At 74.9% G+C, this 19,818-nt stretch carries 15 protein-coding genes and 1 pseudogene; 3 read left to right on the forward strand and 13 right to left on the reverse strand.

What is annotated here, in order from left to right; all coding sequences use genetic code 11:
* The first annotated feature begins 8 nt into the window (after positions 1-8).
* Positions 9-755, forward strand: a complete 747-nt coding sequence (locus tag IH80_RS0119735; RefSeq protein ID WP_051809581.1) for a DUF2993 domain-containing protein — start codon at positions 9-11, stop codon at positions 753-755.
* Positions 756-777: 22 nt separating this feature from the next.
* Here IH80_RS0119735 and IH80_RS0119740 read toward each other — a convergent pair whose 3' ends face one another.
* Positions 778-1,446 (reverse strand): TetR/AcrR family transcriptional regulator, encoded by a 669-nt coding sequence (locus tag IH80_RS0119740; RefSeq protein WP_030962099.1) that lies wholly within the window; start codon positions 1,444-1,446, stop codon positions 778-780.
* 20 nt (positions 1,447-1,466) lie between these two features.
* Positions 1,467-2,087, reverse strand: a complete 621-nt coding sequence (locus IH80_RS0119745; protein WP_030962100.1) for a sigma-70 family RNA polymerase sigma factor — start codon at positions 2,085-2,087, stop codon at positions 1,467-1,469.
* A 146-nt stretch (positions 2,088-2,233) separates the two neighbouring features.
* On the opposite strand from IH80_RS0119745, the gene IH80_RS0119750 reads away from it, so the two are divergent.
* The gene (locus tag IH80_RS0119750) at positions 2,234-3,274 is read left to right on the forward strand and encodes a MerR family transcriptional regulator (RefSeq protein WP_051809583.1); all 1,041 of its coding nucleotides are present in this window, start codon (positions 2,234-2,236) and stop codon (positions 3,272-3,274) included.
* On the opposite strand, the gene IH80_RS0119755 is transcribed toward IH80_RS0119750, so the two are convergent.
* The 4 genes and pseudogenes from IH80_RS0119755 to IH80_RS0119770 form a co-directional block, all read right to left on the reverse strand.
* A complete protein-coding gene (locus tag IH80_RS0119755) occupies positions 3,265-4,641 on the reverse strand; it encodes a cryptochrome/photolyase family protein (protein ID WP_030962102.1) in 1,377 nt (458 codons plus the stop codon). The genes IH80_RS0119750 and IH80_RS0119755 overlap by 10 nt on opposite strands.
* Positions 4,638-6,176: an SDR family oxidoreductase gene (locus tag IH80_RS0119760; protein ID WP_037880475.1), complete on the reverse strand. Its 1,539-nt coding sequence runs from the start codon at positions 6,174-6,176 to the stop codon at positions 4,638-4,640. Before IH80_RS0119760 ends, IH80_RS0119755 begins: the two co-directional genes overlap by 4 nt.
* Positions 6,177-6,261: 85 nt before the next feature.
* Positions 6,262-6,471 (reverse strand): annotated as a pseudogene (locus tag IH80_RS0119765) (helix-turn-helix domain-containing protein); the annotation flags it as partial.
* A 110-nt stretch (positions 6,472-6,581) separates the two neighbouring features.
* A complete protein-coding gene (locus tag IH80_RS0119770) occupies positions 6,582-12,446 on the reverse strand; it encodes a TIR domain-containing protein (protein ID WP_030962107.1) in 5,865 nt (1,954 codons plus the stop codon).
* A gap of 155 nt (positions 12,447-12,601) precedes the next feature.
* Between IH80_RS0119770 and IH80_RS0119775 the strand changes: the two genes are divergently transcribed.
* Complete coding sequence (locus IH80_RS0119775) at positions 12,602-13,792, forward strand: SLC13 family permease (RefSeq protein ID WP_030962108.1); 1,191 nt, start codon at positions 12,602-12,604, stop codon at positions 13,790-13,792.
* Between the two features lie 15 nt (positions 13,793-13,807).
* Here IH80_RS0119775 and IH80_RS0119780 read toward each other — a convergent pair whose 3' ends face one another.
* The 7 genes from IH80_RS0119780 to IH80_RS0119810 form a co-directional block, all read right to left on the reverse strand.
* Positions 13,808-14,629, reverse strand: coding sequence for an inositol monophosphatase family protein (locus IH80_RS0119780; protein WP_030962109.1), 822 nt, complete (start codon positions 14,627-14,629; stop codon positions 13,808-13,810).
* Complete coding sequence (locus IH80_RS0119785; RefSeq protein WP_037880476.1) at positions 14,610-15,233, reverse strand: hypothetical protein; 624 nt, start codon at positions 15,231-15,233, stop codon at positions 14,610-14,612. The genes IH80_RS0119780 and IH80_RS0119785 overlap by 20 nt, the downstream gene beginning before the upstream one ends.
* Positions 15,234-15,251: 18 nt before the next feature.
* Entirely contained in the window at positions 15,252-16,196 is a 945-nt protein-coding gene (locus IH80_RS0119790) for a hypothetical protein (protein WP_030962113.1), read from the reverse strand.
* A 148-nt stretch (positions 16,197-16,344) separates the two neighbouring features.
* A complete protein-coding gene (locus IH80_RS0119795) occupies positions 16,345-17,082 on the reverse strand; it encodes a tyrosine-protein phosphatase (protein ID WP_030962114.1) in 738 nt (245 codons plus the stop codon).
* 128 nt (positions 17,083-17,210) lie between these two features.
* On the reverse strand, positions 17,211-18,176 hold the full coding sequence (locus tag IH80_RS0119800) for an MsnO8 family LLM class oxidoreductase (RefSeq protein ID WP_037880478.1): 966 nt from the start codon (positions 18,174-18,176) through the stop codon (positions 17,211-17,213).
* Between the two features lie 13 nt (positions 18,177-18,189).
* The gene (locus IH80_RS0119805) at positions 18,190-18,708 is read right to left on the reverse strand and encodes a hypothetical protein (RefSeq protein ID WP_037880480.1); all 519 of its coding nucleotides are present in this window, start codon (positions 18,706-18,708) and stop codon (positions 18,190-18,192) included.
* Between the two features lie 66 nt (positions 18,709-18,774).
* Positions 18,775-19,632, reverse strand: a complete 858-nt coding sequence (locus tag IH80_RS0119810) for an alpha/beta hydrolase (RefSeq protein ID WP_063757311.1) — start codon at positions 19,630-19,632, stop codon at positions 18,775-18,777.
* Between the last annotated feature and the right edge of the window lie 186 nt (positions 19,633-19,818).

Below are 19,818 nucleotides of genomic sequence, written 5' to 3' on the forward strand. Positions count from 1 at the left end.
GGTACCGCATGCTCCCCCGCACCACCCCGCGCCCCGGCGCCACCGCGGGCGTCCGCCCGGCCAGGCCCGGCACCCGGCCGCCCCGCTCCCGGCGCCGCCGCACTCTCATCGCGGCCGGCCTGGCCGGAGTCCTGCTGCTCGCGCTGCCCGTCGCCGACTCGGTGGCCCGCGGCCTGGCCGAAGGCCGGCTCGCCGACCGGATCGGCCAGCGGCAGACGAACCTCGTGGGACGCCCGGACGTCTCCATCGAGGGGCTGCCCTTCCTCCTCCAGGCCGCCCGCGAGACCTACCCGGAGGTACGGGTCCGGGCCGACGCGACGACCGACCGCGGCAGCCGGATCAAGGCCGACGTCACCTTCGACAACGTCTCCCGTGAGGGCGACGGCTACCGGGCGGACACGGCGTCGGCCCGCTTCACCGCCCCGTACTCCTCGCTGGGCGACGGACCGGAGGGCGACACCCGGATCTCCGACGCCGGCAACGGCCAACTGCTCATCCGGCGCAGCGTGCTGGGCGCGCCCGTGGTGCTGACGGCGGGTGTCGAACTCCACGACGGCGTCGTCTCCCTGCGTCCGACGGCCGCCTCGGTGGCCGGCCGGTCCCTGGACCCGGACAGCCCGCTCATCGCGCAGGCGCTCGCCCGGCAGACCCGGACCCTGCCCGAACTGCCGCTGGGCCTGCGGCCCGCGGGCGTGTCGGTGGGCGCGGACGGCGTGACGGTGACCGCGCGGGCCGAGGACGTCAGGGCGGCCTGAGCCGCAGCCGCCCGCCCGGCGCTCATCCGTGCGGAAGGTCGCCCGCCGCCAGCAGGTTCAGCACGGTGGCCTCCATCGCCGCGCGCGCCTGCTGAGGGCTCTTCCCGCCGGAGCGCCAGTGGTTCCACGCCCCCCACGTGGTGACGGCGTCCAGACCGTCGAGGAGTTCGGCCGCCCGGCTCTCGTCCAGGCGGCCCAGCTCCTCCGCGAAGATCTCCGCGACCCGGCGCCGGGCGTCCGCGAACGCCTCGTCCGTGACCTGCTGGATCCGCGGTGAGGGGTGGTCGATCCGCATCAGCGTCAGCCGTGCCGGAGTGATCCACTCCAGGATCCGGGCCCGCTGTTCGGCCAGGGCGGCCACCCGGACCCGGCGGGGCCCGGTCACGGGCAACGGCCGGATCTGCTCCGCCAGTTGCTCCAGCCGCCGGGTGATGGCGAGGTCCACCAGCTCCGACATGTCGGCGAAGTGGTGGAAGACCAACCGGCGGGAGACGCCCGCGCGTTCGGCGACGCGCTCGGCCGGGAACTCCACGACGCCCTCGTCGAGCAGGTCGAGCAGGGCGTCCACGATCCTGTCCCGGGTCCGGCGTCCGCGCTCGGTCCGCCCGTCCACCCGTACCGGCGCCGGGCCGGGCACCCGATCGTCCGCCTCCGCCACCCCTGCTCCCTCCGCCGCACGCCTCGCCGTCATTTTCGCACCCCCGGCACGGCTCACGCGTACCCCGCCCCGGCCGGGTCCGCGGCCGGTGTCCCGGCGGCGAAGCGGTGGCGCATCCGGTGCAGGCCCCGCCGGGTGTGGCTCTTCACCGTGCCGAGCGGCATGCCGGTGCGCTCGGCGATCTGGATCTGGGTGAGGTCCCCGTAGAAGGCCATGGCCAGCACCTCCCGCTGCGGGCGGGGCAGTCGCGCCAGCTCGCCCGTGACGAACAGCCGGTCCAGCACCGCTTCGGGGCCCGGACCGGGCTCGTCCGGCGCGGGCAGGGCGGCTCCGGCCGCGGTGACCAGGGCGAGCCGCCGGGTGCGGTCCGCGAGCGCGTCGGCGATCTTCCGCCGGGTGATGCCGACGAGCCAGCCGGGGAAGGCGCCGCGCTCCGGCCGGTAGCCCGCGCGGCCCCGCCAGGCGGCCAGGAACACCTGCTGGCTGACGTCCTCGGCCTCTCGGGGGTCCCCGAGGGTACGGGCCGCCAGCGCGTGGACGAGGCCGCCCCAGCGCCGGTACGCGGCGGTCAGGCACTGCTCGTCACCGCGCACGAAACCCTCGGCGACCTCGTGGTCGGTGAGGAGATCGCCGATCGCGGGGGACGGCTGGACGGTGGCGCTCCGGGCGGTCATGGCGGCTGCTCCTCGGGCCGGGACCGGATCCGGCCGGTCGGCCGGACGGGTGCGCCCCTGGCCGGGGCCGGGGCGGGCCCCTCCAGATTCCGGTCCGCCCTCCCTTCGACACCACTCGCGTCGGTTGTGCGTCGCATCATGGAGACATGACGCAGTCCGAGTCCGCACAGTCCTCATCCTCCGCGCACGGCCTGACCACCGGCGCGGTGGCCCGCCGACTGGGCGTCGCCCCCACGACCCTGCGTTCCTGGGACCGGCGATACGGCATCGGACCCGCCGCCCGCGAGGACGGCCGGCACCGGCGGTGGACCCCCGAGGACCTCGCCGTCCTGCACGAGATGTGCCGGCTGACCTCGTCGGGGATCCCGCCCGCCGAGGCCGCGCGCGCCGCCCTGGCCGGCCCGGCGTCCGCAGAAGCCGCTCCGCCCGCCGCCCCGGCCCCCCTCCCCCGGCCGGCAGCCGGCCGGCCGGGTTCGGGCAACGGCCTGCGCCTGGGCGCCGTACGACAGGAGTGCCGTGGGCTGGGGCGGGCCGCGGTACGCCTCGACGCCTGGGCCGTGGACGAGCTGCTGGGCTCGGTGATCGCCCAGTACGGCCTGGTCACCGCCTGGGAGGAGGTGATGGCGCCGACCCTGCACGCCGTGGGACGCAAGTGGGAGACCTCGGGCGACCGGTACGTCGAGGTCGAGCACCTGCTGTCCTGGCACGTGTCGAGCGCGCTGCGCCGCGCCGCCGGGCCCCCGTCCGTCGGGGCCCGCTCGGCCGCACCCCCGGTGCTGCTCGCCTGCGTACCGGGCGAGCAGCACACCCTCGCGCTGGAGGCACTGGCGGCGGGCCTGGCCGAAGCCGGCCTGTCCACCCTCATGTTCGGGGCGGCCGTGCCGCCCGAGGCCCTCGACCAGGCCGTACGCCGGACCGGCCCCGCAGCGGTCGTGCTGTGGTCCCAGGCCCGGTCCACCGCGAGCCCCGCGCTGGCCCGGCACGTCGCCGGCACGGCGTGGGGCGTCAAGGGCGCCCGCGCCCGGCCGGCGGTGGTGCCGGCGGGCCCGGGCTGGGCCGGACAGCCCCTCGCCCCTGGCACGGTGCGACCCGGCGGGCTGCGGGAGGCGCTGACCCTGTTGCGCGGGCTCTGCCACGCGGCGGCGGGGACCGGGACGGGGCGGCCCGGGGTACGGGATCAGTCCTGACCGCGGGCCCTGCGGAAGCGGGCCAGTCCGTCGGGGAGGGTGACCAGCGGATCGGGATAGCCCTCGCACCGGTCCCGCTCGGGGCCGGCCAGCTTCCACGGCTCGTGGACCCCGGAGCCCCGCAGCCCGGCGAGTTCGGGCACCCACCGGCGCACGTACGCGCCCTCGGGGTCGTAGCGCTTGCCCTGGATCACCGGGTTGAGGACCCGGTTGGGGCGGCTGTCGGTGCCGGTGCCGGCCATCCACTGCCAGTTGAGCTGGTTGTTGGCGACGTCCCCGTCGACCAGCAGGTCGAGGAAGTGGCGGGCTCCGGCGCGCCAGTCGATGTAGAGGGTCTTGGTCAGGAACGAGGCGGTCAGCAGCCGGCCGCGGCCGGGCATCCAGCCCTCGTGGGCGAGCTGGCGCATCGCCGCGTCCACGACGGGATAGCCGGTGCGGCCCTCCTGCCACGCCCGCAGGTCGGCCTCGGCCTGCGGGCCGCGCCGCCAGCGGTCGCCCCGGGTGCGGTAGTCGGCGTCGGCGGCCTCGGGGCGGGCGGCGAGCAGCTGGTGGTGGAAGTCGCGCCAGCAGAGCTGCCGTACGAAGGCCTCGGCGCCCGCTCCGCCCCGGGCGCGGGCCCGGTGCACGGCCTCGGCCGCCGACAGCGCGCCGAAGTGGAAGTACGGGGAGAGGCGGGAGGTGGTGTCCGCGGCGAGGTCGTCGTGCCCTTCCTCGTAGGCGTCGGCGTACCCGTCGAGCCAGTACGCGAGCCGCTTGCGGCCCTCGTCCTCGCCGCCGGTGCCCAGGCCCGCCGAGACCTCTCCGGCGGGCGGCCGCGCGGGCAGGCCCTCGGAACGGATGCCGGGGGGCACCCTGACGACGCGCGGGGCCCCGAGGGGCGGGCGCAGGCGCTCGCCCGACCAGCGTCTGAAGTACGGGGTGAACACGGCGAAGTGATCGGATCCGCTCGGTGTCACGGCACCGGCCGGCAGTGCGGTGACGACCCCGTCGTGGACGTACAGGCGCCGGCCGTCGGCCTCCAGGGCCCGGCGCAGCCGCTGCTCGCGCCGCAGGGCGAAGGCACTGCACCCGGCGGCCATGTGCACCTCGTCGGCGTCGGCCTCCCGTACCACGGCGCACACCTCGGCGACGGGGTCGCCGGAGCGGACGACGAGCCGGCCGCCCCGATCGCGCAGGCCCCGGTCGAGGTCGGCGAGGCAGTCGGCGAGGAAGGCGAGGCGGTTGGGCGCCGCGAAACCGGCGTGGTCCACCGCCGGATCGCGCACGAAGAGCGGCACGGTCTGACGGCCGGGGCCCAGTGCGGCGCACAGCGGCGGATGGTCGTGGACCCGCAGGTCCGAGGTGAACAGGACGACCGAGGCGTTCATGACCGTGCTCCCTGGGTGGTGCCGTCGGCGGCCGCCGCCTCCGCCGTGCGGGCGATGTTGCGCGCCATGCCGCCGAAGACCAGGGCGTGGAAGGGCGAGACGCTCCACCAGTAGGCGTGGCCGGCCAGGCCGCGCGGGTGGAAGAGCGCCCGCTGCCGGTACCGCGTGCGCCCCTCGTCGTCGTGCTCGGCGTACATCTCCAGCCAGGCGAGGCCGGGGAGCCGCATCTCGGCACGGAGCCTGAGCAGCCGCCCCCGTTCGATCTCCTCGACCCGCCAGAAGTCGAGGGAGTCACCGATCCGCAGGAGCGTGGCGTCGCGGCGGCCGCGGCGCAGTCCGACCCCGCCGACGAGGCGGTCGAGCCAGCCGCGGACGGCCCAGGCGAGCGGGAAGGAGTACCAGCCGTTCTCCCCGCCGATGCCCTCCACCACCCGCCACAGCGCCTGGGGCGGGGCATCGACGGTGCGCTCGCGGACGTCGGCGTAGAGGCTGCCGCCGGCCCAGTCGGGGTCGGTGGGCAGCGGGTCACTGGGCGCGCCGGGCACGGAGGCGGAGGACCAGCGGGTGACGACCTGGGCGTCGCGGACCTTCTGGAGGGCGAGCGCGAGCGCCCGGTCGAAGGAGACGGGCGTGCCGGGCGGATCGGGAACCCAGTCGGCGATGTCGTGCTCGTCGCAGACGACCTCGTACTTGAGGGATTCCGCGAGCGGCCGGGCGATGGACCGGGGCACGGGGGTGACCAGGCCGACCCAGTGGCTGGACAGGCGCGGGGTGAGGACCGGGACGGGGAAGATCAGGCGTTTGGGCAGTCCGTCGACGACGGCGTAGCGGCGCATCATGTCGAGGTAGGTGAGGACTTCGGGGCCGCCGATGTCGAAGGCGCGGCTGACGTGGTCGGGCATCCCGGCACTGCCGACCAGGTAGCGCAGCACGTCGCGGACGGCGATGGGCTGGATGCGGGTGCGCACCCAGCTCGGGGTGACCATCACGGGCAGCCGCTCGGTGAGGTAGCGGAGCATTTCGAAGGACGCGGAGCCGGAGCCGATGATGACGGCGGCGCGGAGCACGGTGGTGGGGACCCCGGAGTCGAGGAGGATGCGTCCGACCTCGGCGCGGGAGCGCAGGTGGGGCGAGAGGTCGCGGTCGGGGACCCCGGTGGGGGTGAGTCCGCCCAGGTAGACGATGCGGCGCACGCCGGCGGCGCGGGCCTGCTCCGCGAAGGTGCGGGCGGCCCGGCGGTCGGTCTCCTCGAAGTCGCGGCCCGTGCCCAGGGCGTGCACCAGGTAGTAGGCGACGTCGACGCCCCGCATGGCCGGGGCGAGCGACGCGGCGTCGGTGACGTCGCCGCGGACGGTCTCCACCTGCCCCGCCCAGGGGTGGTCGCGCAGTTTCGCCGGGGTGCGGGCGAGGCACCGGACGCGGTGTCCGGCCTTCAGCAGCTCGGGGACGAGCCGGCCGCCGATGTAGCCGGTGGCGCCGGTGACCAGGCACAGCGGGCCGGGGGGCCGGGCCGGGTGCCCTGGGGTGTCGGTCATGGAGGTGCTCCGTTCCGCCGTCGGCCGAGGTGGGTTCCCTCATCTCTTCCGCGGTCGCGGGCGGGACGGATGCGCGGGGGGCCGACTAGCGGGGAGTCGTCACCCGGACGGTGGAACGGAAGCGGTTGCGGTATTCCGTGGGTGTCGTGTCGAGCGTGCGGCGGAAGGCCCGGATCAGGGTGTCGGTGGTGTGGAAACCGCAGGCGGAGGCGATCCGGTCGAGGGTGGCGTCGGTGGATTCGAGCTGGTGGCGCGCCACCTCGACGCGGGCCGATTCGATGTAGGCGGCCGGGGTCGACAGATCCACCACGCCGCCCTCGCGACCATCGCCGACCTGTACGGGGTGGTCGTGCCGACCGCCTCGGACCTCGGCTGAGGCCCGAGGGGTCGGCCGGGTGCGGCGCGTCAGAGTTCCTCTCCGAGCGGCAGCCGGTGGATGCCCGGCAGGTACTCGTCGAGCTCCCCCGGTGCGAACCGGGACATGCCCACCACGTGCCAGAACTCGCCGGCCACGTCGCCCTCGTACTTGTAGCCGCCGGCCGGGGTCAGCGCCGCCCAGCCGCCCGCCATGCCCATCAGCGTGGCGCGCAGCGAAGGCGGCTCGCCGTCCGCCGGGATGTTCCAGAGCCGTACGGTGCCGTCCTCGGCGCCGCTGGCCAGGAGGCGCCCGTCCGGGGAGAAGGCGAGGGAGAGCACCCGGCCGGTGTGGCCGACGAGGTCGGTGACCCGCTCGCCGGTCTCGGCGTGCCACAGGGCGACCGCCCGGTCGTCACCCGCGGCGGCGAGCAGCGGCCGGTCCGGATGGGCGGCGACGGCCCACAGCCGTCCGCCGCGACCGCGCAGGCGCAGCCGTGCCTCCCCGTCGCGCCAGACGACGGCGCTGCCGTCCCAGCTCGCGCTCGCCAGCCACGCGCTGCCCTGGCCGTACGCGACGCCGTACACCCGGTCCGCGTGGCCGGCGGCGCCGCCGAGTTCCTCCACCAGGCGGCCGCTCCTGGCCTCCCACACCCGTACGACGCTGTCGTCGCAGCCGGTGGCCAGGACGTCGCCGTCGGAGCGGAAGACGATGGAGCGGACCCGGCCCCGGTGCCCGGCCAGGTTCGACACGGGCGAACCGGTCGGACGGAACCAGACGCGGACCGAGTCGTCGTCGTTGGCGGTAGCGAGCAGGGTCCCGTCGGCGTTGAAGGCCTCCGCCCACACGTGCTCGGTCTCGGCGTCCAGCTCGCGCAGGTAGTGGCCGCCCGCCGGGTCCCACAGGTACATGTCGCCGTCGTTGCTGGCCGTGACCAGGAGGGGTTCGACGGGGCTGAACGCCGCCGAGACCAGCCGGTCGCCCCGGCCGGACAGCTCCTCGGTACGCCGTCCGGTGCGGGTGTCCCAGAGCCGTACGACGCCGTCGTTGCCGGCGGTCGCCAGGTGGGAGCCGTCCGCGCTGAAGGCGACGGTGCTGATCCTGCGGCCGTGCCCGCGCAGGATCCGTTTGCCCTGGCCGGTGGCGGAGTCCCAGATCTGCGCGCCGCCGTCGTTCCCGACGGTGAGCAGCTGGGTGTCGCCGGGGCGGAAGGCGCAGGCCCAGGCGGTGCCGCGGTGGTCGGCGGGCTGCTGGGCGTGGAGGGCGACCGTGTAGCCGTGGGGGCGGCCGGTGACCGTCCACAGCCGGACGGCGCCGTTGCTGTCGCAGGCGGCGAGGAGCCTTCCGTCGTCGCCGAACAGCACCTGGTAGACGGCGCCCGTACCCCGTTCGAGCACGCCGGCGGGGGTGCCGACGACCGGGTCCCAGAGCCGGACCTGGCCGTCGGTGCAGCCGCTGGCGAGCAGGTTGCCGTCGGGGTGGAAGTCGAGGACGTACACCCGGCCGGTGTGGCCGGTGAACTCGTGCAGCAGCCGGGCGTCCGAGGTCCGCCAGATCCGTACCGTGCCGCCCCGTCCGCCCGCGCCCCGGTCCGCGGTGGCGAAGAGGGTGCCGTCGGGGCTGAACCGGGCCCGGTAGACGGCCCCTTGGTGCCCGTCGATCTCCCGGACGCACGTTCCGGTGCTCAGGTCCCAGAGCCGTGCCTTCGCGGCCGCGTCGCCGGTGAGCAGATGGCCGTCGTGGCTGTGGACGGCGGTGTAGACGGGCGCGGTGTGGCCGGGCAGCCGGTGGACGGGCCGGCCGGTGGCCACGTCCCAGACCGTGACCAGGCCTTCGCTGTCGCCGGTGGCGAGGATCGTGCCGGCCTCGTCGAAGGAGACCGGCCACACCCCGTCGGGGTGGATCTGCAGGCTGTGGCGGCACGCTCCGGTGACCGGGTCCCAGAGGCGTACGGTGCCGTCGGAGCCGCCGGTGGCGATGACGTCCGGCCGGAACTTCACCGCGTAGACGCGTCCTTCGTGTCCCTGGAGGGTGCGCACCGCCCGGCCGTCGTCGGCGCCGCAGACGAGGACGGAGCCGTCCTCGCTGCCGACCGCGAGGAGTTCGCCGTCGGCGCTGTAGGCGATGGGCTCGGGCAGCCGGCCGGTGCGCATGCCGAAGCCGTAGGGGACGCCGACCGCCGACGGCCGGAATGCGGCGTCCACCGGCATGCCGGGGGCGATCGCGGCGGTCGCGAGTTCGGGGGCCGCCCGCACCTCGTCGTCCATGGTGACGTCGATGAGCGCGGCCCGGTGCCAGCGGCTGCCGGTCAGCACGGCGCCCCGCAGGTCGGCCCGGGTCAGGCGGGCCCGGCTGAGGTTCGCGCCGGTCAGGTCGGCTCCGCCGAGGTCGGCCCGGTCCAGGCGGGCGCCGGTCAGCCGGGTGCCGCGCAGCACGGCCCCGGAGAGGTTGGCGCCGATGAGCCGGGTGTCCGTCAGGTCGGCGTCGGACAGGTCGACCCCGCAGAAGTCGCGGTGCGAGAGGTCCTCACCGGCCAGCCTGGCACCGCGCAGGTCGGCGTTGGCCGGCACGCGCAGGCGGTCGCTGATCCGGACGGCGTTGGCGCGCGCGGCGTCGCTGACCCCGCGGCCGGGTGCGTCGAGGACGTCGCGCACCCACCGGGCGCACAGCTCGTGGTCGGCGAGGTCGCAGAAGAACTCGACGGCGAGCTGGCTGAGCGGGCGGGCGACGAGCAGGGCCTGGCTGCCGCGGCTCAGCCGGCGGGCGGCCTCGCGCGCCACGAGCCATTCGACGACGGAGCCGTGGATGAACTGGAAGACGCCGTCGGAGCTGCGGACGAGCAGGCTTCCGGCGCCGACCGCCTGGGCCCGTTCGGACGGGGTGAGCGGGGACTCGGTGAGTTCGCTCAACGTGGCGGCGACGGTCTCGGTCAGCTCGTCCAGGCGCAGGGCGCTGCGCCCGCTCTCCCACAGCCGCCAGGCCAGCGCGGTCACGGCCGCCCAGAGTTCGTGGACGGTGAGTCCGGGCGGTGCGCCGGGCCCGCCCTGGCCACGTGCCTCCTCGTGGCTGAGCCAGGAGGTGAACACGTCCTCGTACAGCCGTGCGGGGCTGAGCGCGCGGCCCGCTCCGGCGACCGCGCGGAGCTGGTCCTGGCTCAGGTCCGCGACGAAGGACAGCAGCCGCGGGTTGCGGCAGAGCATCAGCAGGTCGGGGATGTTGCGCAGGAGCTGGTAGCGCCGGTCGGCGGCGGCTTCGTCGCCGTAGCCGCGCACGAGGTAGGAGCGGATCTGCGCCGGGGTGAAGCCCTCCACGGACAGGACGCGGCGTTGCGGGAGCATTCCGACGCGCTCGCCGAGCGCGGTGAGGACCTGGGCGTGCGACTTGAAGTGCTGGGTGCGGCTGCTGACGACGATCTTGGCGTTGTCGACGGCGGCGTCGAGGAGGACCTGGAGGTGGTCGGCGGCCCGGTCGTAGCTGACCCGGTGGACCAGTTCGTCGAAGCCGTCGAAGAGCAGGACGACGCGGCCCTGGGCGAGCATGTAGCGCAGGGCCCGCAGGTCGATGGTGTCGACGCCGTGGCCGGCGAGGTGGGCGGCGACGAGGCCTTCGAGGCTGTGCGCCCGGTCGAGGGTGTTGAGCGGGATCAGCAGCGGCGTGAGGTGCGGGAGCTGTTCGGGGATGCGGCGGGCCAGCTCGCGCAGCGCGAAGGTCTTGCCGTGTCCGAAGTCGCCGAGCAGCAGGACGAAGCGGCCGTGGTCGGACTCGAGGAGCTCCAGCAGTTCCTCGACGAGGCCGTCGTGCTCCCGTCCGTCGGGGCGGTCGGCGTCGCGGTAACGCTGGGGCAGGTACAGGCCGGGGGCGTACTGCTCGCTGCTGCTGAGCCGGGCCGTCTGTGCGGCGACGTAGCCGCGCAGGTCGAGCAGGCCCTGGAATTCGATGAAGCTGCGCACGCGGACCCGTACGCCGTGGGCGGCAGCCCGGTGCCGCAGCACGCCGGCCGGTGCGTCGCCCCCGTAGACGAGGACGGCCTCGGAGCCGGAGTCGGTGGCGTGCACCTGGCCGACGAACCGGTCGAGTTCCTCCTCGGTGGGCGTCCCGGGGTGGACGGCGATGCGCTGCTGCTGGACGACGTCGTCCCCCTGCTCCTGCCAGGTGGCCATGACCTGGACCATGTCGCCCGGCTCGCGGCGCGGGACGTCGCGCAGCCGTACGCCCGCCCTGCGCACCCGGCAGATTTCCTTGACCCGCTCGGCGAGCGCGGCGGCGGGGTCGTCGAGGGGGGCCCGGCCCCGGGCGTGCTCGACGTTGATCACGGGGGGCAGTTCGGGAACGGGGAACACGCGGCGGGTGTGCCGCCATTCGCCGGGGAACCGCTCGGCCTCGGACGTGATCCGGTCGTCCCAGCGGGTGACGGCGTCCGCGGTGACCTGGAGCAGCTGGAAGCGGGCGGGGGCTGCGGAACCGAAGAGCGGCAGCCCGCCGGCGGGGCCGGTGAGCCGGCTGTGGCCGGGGGTGGCGGAGAGGGTGCGGGGGCCGCCGGTCGGGCCGTGGAGGAGCAGGTGGAGCCGGGGGGCGGCCAGTCGGGCGAAGGTGTCGGCGTCGCGCAGTCCGCCGGGGCCGCCGACCGCATCGCCGGGGCGGCGGCCGTCGGTCAGCGGGTGGCGCAGGGCGCCGATGCGCAGCCAGCCCTCGTCCTCGTAGCGGCGCATGGCCTCGGCGAACCAGGCGGCCTGGTCGCGGCCGATGAAGCCGTACTGCTCCTCCTGGCGGTGGCTGTAGGCGATGGAGGAGTTGAATCCGGCGACGACGGTGCTCAGTTCGGGCACCGGGAAGAGGGTCCAGGGCTGATCGCTGTCGAAGACGGCGTCCAGTCCCTGGTAGAGGCCGCGGAACAGGCGCGTGTAGTGGCGCCACTTGGGCCAGTACGGAGGCTGCGGTGCCACCTCGTCGGCCTCGCAGGTGTGGAAGTAGGCCTGGGAGGCGGCCTGGTTCACGTCCTGCGCGCCGGGTACGACCATCACCCGCTGCGGCGACAGGTCGAGCTGGGAGCGCAGGGTGGTGAGGAAGCTGAGGGCCTGGTCGCACTCGCGGGGGCTGCCGGAGGCGGTGAGGTCGCCGGTGACCACCATCAGGTCCGGGGACGGCGCTCCCGCGTCCCTGAGCATGATGAGGTCGCCGCGGATCTGGCGGCTGAGCGAGTCGGGCTCGCGGCCCCGTCCGAAGTCGGGCCCGGCCAGGTGCAGGACGGTCACGGCCTCCCGGGCGCGGCCGGGGAGACCTGCCGGGGAGGCCTGCGGGTAGAGGGGCGCGCGGGCCGGTCGGCGGCGGCCCGCCCAGCCGGGGCCGGCGAGCGCGCCGGGCCGGAGGCCGCCGGGGTGGGCCTGCGCGGGGAGGCGGGGGCCGCCCGGTCCGCCGCCCTGCGCACCGCCCGGTCCGCCGCCGGGGTAGCCGGGCCGCCGGCCGGGGCGGGCGTGCCCGTCGACGGCTTGCTCGACCCGGGTGAGCAGCAGGGAGCGCGCGGTGTCGGTGTCGGCGACGCCCACCAGGTCGACGTAGGTGATCGTGGCGAGGAGCCCCTCGATGGGCATCTCGTCCACGCGGACGGTCAGCAGACGTCGTTCGGGTGACTCGGGGGAGGCCCGGAGCGCGGCCTGCCATTCCATGCGCCCGTAGGTGGAGCGTTCGTAGTGGCGCGACAGGACGGCGATCACCGCGACGGACTCGCTGACCCCGCGGTCCATGAAGTCTATGAAGTTGGTTCCCGGTACGAAGTCCCAGGCCTGGACGACCGTGCGGTAGCCGGCTTCTTCCAGGGTCCAGGCGATCCACGCCGCCCAGGGTTCGTCCGCCGGCGAATAGCTGATGAAGAAGTCGAACTCCCGTACTGACGCCCCGAATTGCCCGTCCGTCATCATGGGGACCATGGTAGGGCGGGGGCTGTGGCCACGCCCCCGTCCCGACGGGCGGCGGTGCGGAGCGCGAGGGTCCGCTCACACCGGCCCGGCGGGGGTGTCCGGTTCGGCCGGGACCGTCTGCCGCCGGGGCGCGTGCGTGTGCGACTCTGTTCGCCGTGTCTCTCCTCAGGCGTCTGCATCCCCTGGACTGGCTGGCCGGCGGGCTGCTCGCACTCGGTGCGCTCTGCGTCGCCACCGGCCTGCTGCCGCGCGGACCCGCCGGCGACGTCCTGGAACGCATCGGGCCCCTGGTGGTCTTCCTGGCCACCGTCATCGTCCTCGCCGAGCTGACCGGCAAGGCCGAGGTCTTCGACGTGGTCGCCACCTGGATCGCGCGGGTGGGCCGCGGCAACTACGCCCGGCTCTTCTGCCTCTGCGTCGCGTTCGCGTCCGTCACGACGATCACCCTGAACCTGGACACGACGGCGGTCCTGCTGACCCCCGTGATGCTGGCGCTGGCGACGCGGGTGGGCATCGCGGCCGTACCTCTGGCGATGACCACGGTGTGGCTGGCCAACACGGCGAGCCTGCTGCTTCCCGTGTCGAACCTGACGAACCTGCTCGCCGCGGACCGGGTCGCGCTGGCCCCGTCGGAGATGGCCGCCACCATGTGGGCGCCGCAGCTGGCCGCCATCGCCGTGACGATGGCCTGCCTGTGGGGCTTCTACTGGCGCCCCGGGCGGCGCGGCGCGGTCAGCTACGCGCCCCCGGCGCCTCCGAACCCGAAGGACCGGGTCCTGTTCCGGGTGTGCGCGGTGGCGTGCGGCGGGTTCCTGGTGGCGCTGCTCCTCGCCGACGTGCCGCTGTGGTCGGCGTCGATGGCGGCGGCCCTGGTCGTGGTGGTGGCCTTCGCGGTCCGCGACCGCGGGGCGCTGCGCCTGTCCCTGGTCCCGTGGCGGCTGCTCGTGCTGGTGCCGGGCATGTTCCTGGTCGTGGAGACCGTCAACGCGCACGGGCTGCACGACGTCCTGGCCGCGGCGATGGGGGCGGACAACGGCCTCGTCGGGATGCTGAGGTCGGCGGCGGTGGGTGCGGGCTTCTCCAACGTGCTCAACAACCTGCCGGCGTACTTGGCGGGCGAGGCGGCCATCCCGGAGGCCAACCACCAGCAGCTGCTGGCGCAGCTCATCGGCGTCAACGTCGGCCCGGTCATCACGCCGTGGGCCTCACTGGCCACCTTGCTGTGGTTCGAGCGGTGCCGCTGGCACGGCACCCGCATCGACCTGGGCCGTTTCCTCGGTACGGGGCTCGTCCTCTCGGTGGCCGGCACCCTGTCGGCGACGCTGGCGCTGGCCGCCACCACCTGAGCCGGCAGGACACCCTCAGGCCACGGCGCCCACCTCCCGCAGGAGGTACGCCAGGGTTTCACCCCGCGCCGCGACGAAGCTGCGCCCGGAGTCGTCCCCTGCGAAACCGGGGGTGAACGGCGCCCCGGCCAGGGTGCGCAGCTCCACACCGGCCTCGGCCGCGAGCAGCGCCCCGGTCGGCAGGTCCACGCCCTCGGCGCGGTAGCCGACGAAGGCGTCGATGGTGCCGCGCGCCAGCAGGCTCCAGCCGAGCAACGGGGCCCACAGCTGCAGGACCCGCCGGCAGTGCAGCTCCAGTACGCCGCGCAGCGCGACCGCGGTCACGTCACCGCGCCGTACGGCGTACCCCTGGGTCCAGGCGACGACGGGTCCGGGGGTCGGCAGCCCGGGGGCGGGCCCGGCCAGCGCCCCGGCGGAGCCGTGGGCTCCGTGGCCCCTGACCGCGTGCCAGGTCTCTCCGGTGACCGGCTCGTGCACCACGCCCAGCACCGGGGCACCGCCCAGGCACAGCCCGATGCCGACCGCATAGGCGGGCAGTCCGATCACCACGTTGTTGCTGCCGTCCAGCGGGTCGACCAGCCAGGTGCGTTCGCCTGCGGCGTCCAGGAGTCCGGCCTCCTCGGACAGGATCCGGTCGTCCGGGAAGTGCCGCTGGATCCGGCCGAGGACGAGCTGCTCGGCGGCGAGGTCGAGGTCGACCTGTACGTCGCCGTACTCGTCCTTCGTCCGCAGGCAGTGCACCGCCGCGAAGCGCCTGCGCAGCAGACCGCCCGCCTCCTCCGCCGCGGCGACGGCGACCTGCCGCTCGCGGGCGAAATCAGGCCCGTTGTTGGGCATCGATCCTCCTGAGGACGGTGTGGACGCTGTGCACGGTCTGCGCCCGGTCGCACAGCCGGCGGGTCGTGCGGCGCGGCCGGCCGTCGAGCGGGCCGAGCGACAGGTCGCGCCGGCCGGGGACCGACAGGCCGTGCACGAGGGTGGCCGCCGGTTCCGGGCCCTCCAGGGCGGTGGCGTGGAACTCCCCCGCGGGCAGGGTGTAGGTCTCGCCGCCGGAACTGAGGCGGGCCGGCCCTGCCTCGCTGCGCACCAGCAGGGGCGTGGGGCGGATCTCGTCCACGCCGTCGCTGCGGCTGTGCACCTCGAACACCCGGTGGGTGGCGCCCTCCTCGCCCTCGGGCACCGCCCGCGTGCGCACGGGCAGGTTCGCCACCCGGCCGTACAGCACGCGGCTGCGCAGTTCCCAGCTGTGGGCGTGCATCGGGGAGGCGTCGGGCTCGGCGCGGTTGCCGGCGTCGAAGAGGTGTACGCAGATGCCGCGCAGGCCCTCTCTCAGCAGAGGCAGGCACAGGAACCCGAGGGGATGGCGGACGGCCCGCAGCTCACGGTCCCCGGAGGCGATCTCCTCCAGGGAGACAAGGGTCCTTTCGAGCTCGTGGTCCATGGCACGCGCCGGAGCGCCTCACCTCCTGTAGGGGTCCTCCGCGTGCAGGGCCTTCTCGATGATCCGGCCGATGTCGCTGTCGGTGAAGACGCGCGGCAGCGGGAGCCCCAGGTCGTCGAAGAGCGTCCGCACTTCGTCGACGGTGGGTTCCTGGCCGAGGGGCGACGCGACGCGCAGATCGAGCACGGTGGCCTGCTCGCGGCTCTGGTGCAACTCGGTGACGTAGTAGTCGTAGAGCGGTTGTCCCCGCTCCACCAGCAGGTTCACCCGGGAACGGTCGTCCTGGGTGATGACGAGGCAGGTTTCGGAAAGGTCGAAGCGCAGGGTGGGCACGGCGGACGAAAGGTGCACGCTGATCTCGAGGGTGGTCAGCTGCCGCTGGTACCAGCAGGCGGCGAGGACGGTCGCGTACGACTCCCGGCGGACCCGGTCGGTGGTCCACACGTCGTCGCCCCCGCGCTGCCCGCCGAACATCTGCCGGAACCGGGCGTAGGCGGCGCAGGCGCGCTCGTCGGCCGGGTTGACGATGTCGATCTTCACGTTGAGCTGGGAGCGCTGCTCCTTGGCGGCGGCCACGCACAGCGGCAGCGTGACCGCCCTGAGGTAGGTGCCCGTACCGCCTTTGAAGTACCAGAGGTTGGTGTGCTGCCTGGCCTTGCGCAGTGCCTCGCCGACCTCGTTGCCGGAGAGCGAGCGCACCATGGCGAGGTCCTCCAGGGCCTGGCGGGTCCCGCTCAGTGCCTCGTGGATGGCGGCGGGCCGGCGTACGCGCTCGACGATCGAGCCGGTCGCGAGGAGGCCGAGGACGACGAGGGTGGCACCGGAGGAGACGTCGTCGCTGACGACGTCACCGAAGATGTCCAGGAAGCCGACGCCCATCGCGACACAGAGGGCGACGACGACGTCGGCGTTGCGCAGCACCCAGGCCACGAAGCGCTCCAGCCGCCCGACCTGCGCTGCCATGAACGCACCCCCTCCCCCGCCCCTGGTCCGATGGTAGGGATCCTCCGGCGGCGCCACCAGAGGGACTTCGCGTCGCCGGGCAGCGCCCGCGCGCACGCCGGTTCACGCGTCCCCGGTGTCCGCGCGGCCGGCCGCGTGCCGGGGCGGGTCAGTCCTCGGCGGCCGTCAGCAGCCGGGCGCGCAGCCGCTCCGCGGTCCGCTCCGGCAGTCCCACCCGGTGCTCGAGGTAGCCGTGCACCGAACCGTGGCGGGCCTCCAGGTCCGCCAGCACCAGCTCCATGATCACGGCGGGGGCGCGGCCGTAGCTCGGCCACTTCATGACCCGGCCGGGGTTGGCGGCCCGCCAGTCGGCGGCCAGGCGTTCGGTGGCCAGCTCGGTGAGCGCGAAGTCGGCGAGGACCTGCTCCTGGGGGACGCCGAGCAGGGTGAGGACGAACGCGGCGACCAGCCCGGTCCGGTCCTTGCCCGAGGTGCAGTGGAAGACCACCGGCCCGGGCGCGTCGGCGATGGTCTGCAGGACCTGCCGGATCTCGTCGGCGCCGTCCTCGGTGACTTCCGCGAACCGGTCGGCGAGGTAGCGCCAGGGGTCGATGCCGGGGTCGATCTCGGCCTGGTCGTAGGGCCGGTGCTCGATGCTCAGGTTGACGTAGTGGAACCGCTCCGCCTCCGGCACGCGGCCCTTGGCCTCGATCTCCCACGGGTAGCGCAGGTCGATCACGGTGCCGATGCCCAGCTCCAGGAACCTCTCCCAGTCGGCGCCGCTCAACTTGCCCAGGGAGTCGGCGCGGTACAGGGTCCGCCACCGGACGGTCCCGCCGTCGTGGCCCCCGTAGCCGCCCAGGTCGCGGAAGTTGTGCAGCCGCTCGAATGCGACGTGCCGGTCCATCGGTGCCCCCTCGTCCTCGGACGCCGCCGGCCGACGGCACCCCCGCCGCTCACCGTAGATCATCCGGCCCGCGCCCGCGGCGCCCGGTGCGGGCGTCGCGGGCGCGGCAGGACCCGGGGGACAGGGCCTCAGCCGACGGCCGGCACGGCCGCCTCCCGCCGGGCCGCCGGGAGGGCGAAGGCCTCGGCCAGCAGCTCGTAGGAGCGCTGGCGGTCGGCGGGGTCGGCCGTCAGGGTGTTGACGATCAGCTCGTCGACCCCGTGGGCGGCGGCGAGCCCCGTCAGTACGGCGTGCACCTGCTCGGGCGCCCCGGAGACGAGGGCCGTGCGGTGCACCTTGGCCCGCTCCAGCTCCGCGCCCGTCCAGCGGTGGCGGCGCGTGGTCTCGTGGGACGGCAGCGGGGCGTCCTGGCCGAGGTCCTTGCGGGCGCGCCACAGCAGCAGGCTCTGGGCGAGTTCCTCGGCGCGGCCGGCGCTGTCGGCGGTGACCACCCGTACGGCGAGGGCGCCGCCCGCGGGCCGGCCGGTGGCCCTGCGGAACTGGGAGCGGTAGTCGTCGAACGCCTCCGTGCCGCCGGCCGGGGAGAAGAAGTGCCCGAACGCGAACTCGGTGCCCAGCAGCCCGGCCAGCCGCGCCGATTCGCGTCCCGCGCCCAGGAGCCACATCTGCGGCGGGACCGGCGGGTGCGGTACGACGCCGCCCGCACCGAGCAGCGCCCGCAGTTCCGCCAGCCGCTGCGGGAAGTCCCGTGCGGGGCCGCCGGCCCGGCCGATGCCGAGGTCGACGCGGCCCGGGTGGAGGGAGGCGAGCACTCCGAAGACCTCGGCGACCTTCGCCGGGTCGTAGCGGGGCAGCAGTACCCCGCCGGTGCCGATCCGCATGCGCGAGGTGTGGGCGAGCAGGGCTCCCGCGAGGATCTCCGGAGCGCTGCTCGCGAAGCCCGGGGAGCCGTGGTGCTCGGCGGCCCAGTAGCGGGTGTACCCGAGGTCCTCGGCGGCCCGGGCGAGGTCCACGGAGGCGCGCAGCGCCTGGTCCGGGGTGTGGTCCTCGCCGACGGGGGTCTGGTCCAGTACGGACAGTCGCGGCTTCGTCATGACGGACGGCCTTTCAGTGCTGGTGTACGGGGAGGCCGGTGGCGCCCGCCACGGTCGCCGGGACGATCCTGAAGTCCCGCTCGAAGACCAGGTTGTGCAGGTCCGCGGCGGCGATGGCGCGCATCGTGGGCAGTTCGGCGGCGGCCTGCGCCTCGTCGAAGACGTTCAGCGGCCATTCGGAGACGGTGGCGCCGCGCAGGTGGGGGTGGTGGAAGCCCGCTCCGTAGTGGGCGTAGAGCGTCACCGGCGGGATGTCCGCGGTCGACTGCTCGTCCCACCACAGGGTCCAGGCGTGGAAGAGGCTGCCGTCGTCGGCGCGCTGTACACCGCTGGCGTCGACGACGCCCTGGCCCAGGAGGAGTTCGTCGTTGAGTTCGGTGAGTGCCTGGCGGGCGTACGGGTCGAGCAGCCGCGCGGCGGTGCGGAAGTGCTCCTCCTTGTCGGGGCGGGTGACGGCGCCGCCGTGGTGGCCGTCGCGGAGGTCGGCGAAGTGCCGGAGCAGCGCGTCGAGGTTGGGGGTGTCGTGGCTCATGTCGGCTCCATGTGAAGTGCGTTGACGAAGGGTCGGGAGGCGTGGACGGGACGGGCGGGGTCCGCCTCAGGCGCCGGGGTCCGCCGGTGAGGTGAGCAGGCGCAGGGCCACGCCCAGCCAGCCGCGCAGGGACGCCGTGTCGGGTCCGCCGCCCGGGGCGTGACCCGGCTGGAGGAACACCCCGTGGCCGGTCTGCCCGAACTCCCGCAGGGTGACCTCCACTCCGGCCGCGTGCAGCAGGCGTGCGTAGCGGTGCACGTCGTCACTGACGGGGTCGAGGTCTCCGGTGGCCAGGACGGCCCGCGCCACGCCGCGCAGGTCGGGCGCCTCGAAGGGGGTGCTGTAGAGCGGGGTGCCGTCGGCGGCGGCCGGCCGGCCCGGTTCCCGGTAGTCCTGCCAGGCCGCCATCAGGTAGGAGGCCGTGGGGAACAGGTGGGGGAAGCGGTGGTACGAGTCGGCCGTGCAGCCGGGGTCCAGGGGCGGGTAGGCGAGGAGCTGGGCGGCGAGCGGGAGGTCCCGGTCGCGGCAGGCGAGGGCGGCGCAGGCGGCGAGGGTGGCTCCCGCGCTGTCTCCGCCGACCGCGACGGGAGCGGATGGCCCGGCCTGGTCCCGGGCCCAGGCGAGCGCCGCCAGTACGTCCTCGACCATGGCCGGGTGGCGTACTTCGGGGACCAGCCGGTAGTCGACGCTGGCGACGGCAAAGCCGGAGATCCGGGCGAGGTCGGCGGTGGGGCCGTGCCAGTCCTGGGCGGATCCGGCGCGCCAGCTGCCGCCGTGCGCCCAGACCAGCCAGCCCTGCGGTGCGGATGCCGCCGGCCGGTACACCCTCGCGGGGAGGGGGCCGGACGGGGAGGGGATGCTCGCGTGGTCCCAGCGGATCCGGGCACGGCTCTGTCCGGCGGCCGAGTGGGTGGGTGTTGCCATCGGGGTTCCTTCCCTCCGTGCCTGGGGCCAACGTTCGCCGCCTCGGCAGGTCTGTCACAAGGCGGAGTTGCCTTAGTTGCCGGGCTGCTTGGTGCGGAGGAAGAGGACGGTGGTGAGGATCCCGACCACCACGATCGCGGTGTTCACGATCACCGCGGTGGTGATGCCCGCGTGGATGTCGGTGTT

Source organism: Streptomyces sp. NRRL S-378 (assembly GCF_000720645.1).
Taxonomy (GTDB): Bacteria; Actinomycetota; Actinomycetes; order Streptomycetales; family Streptomycetaceae; genus Streptomyces.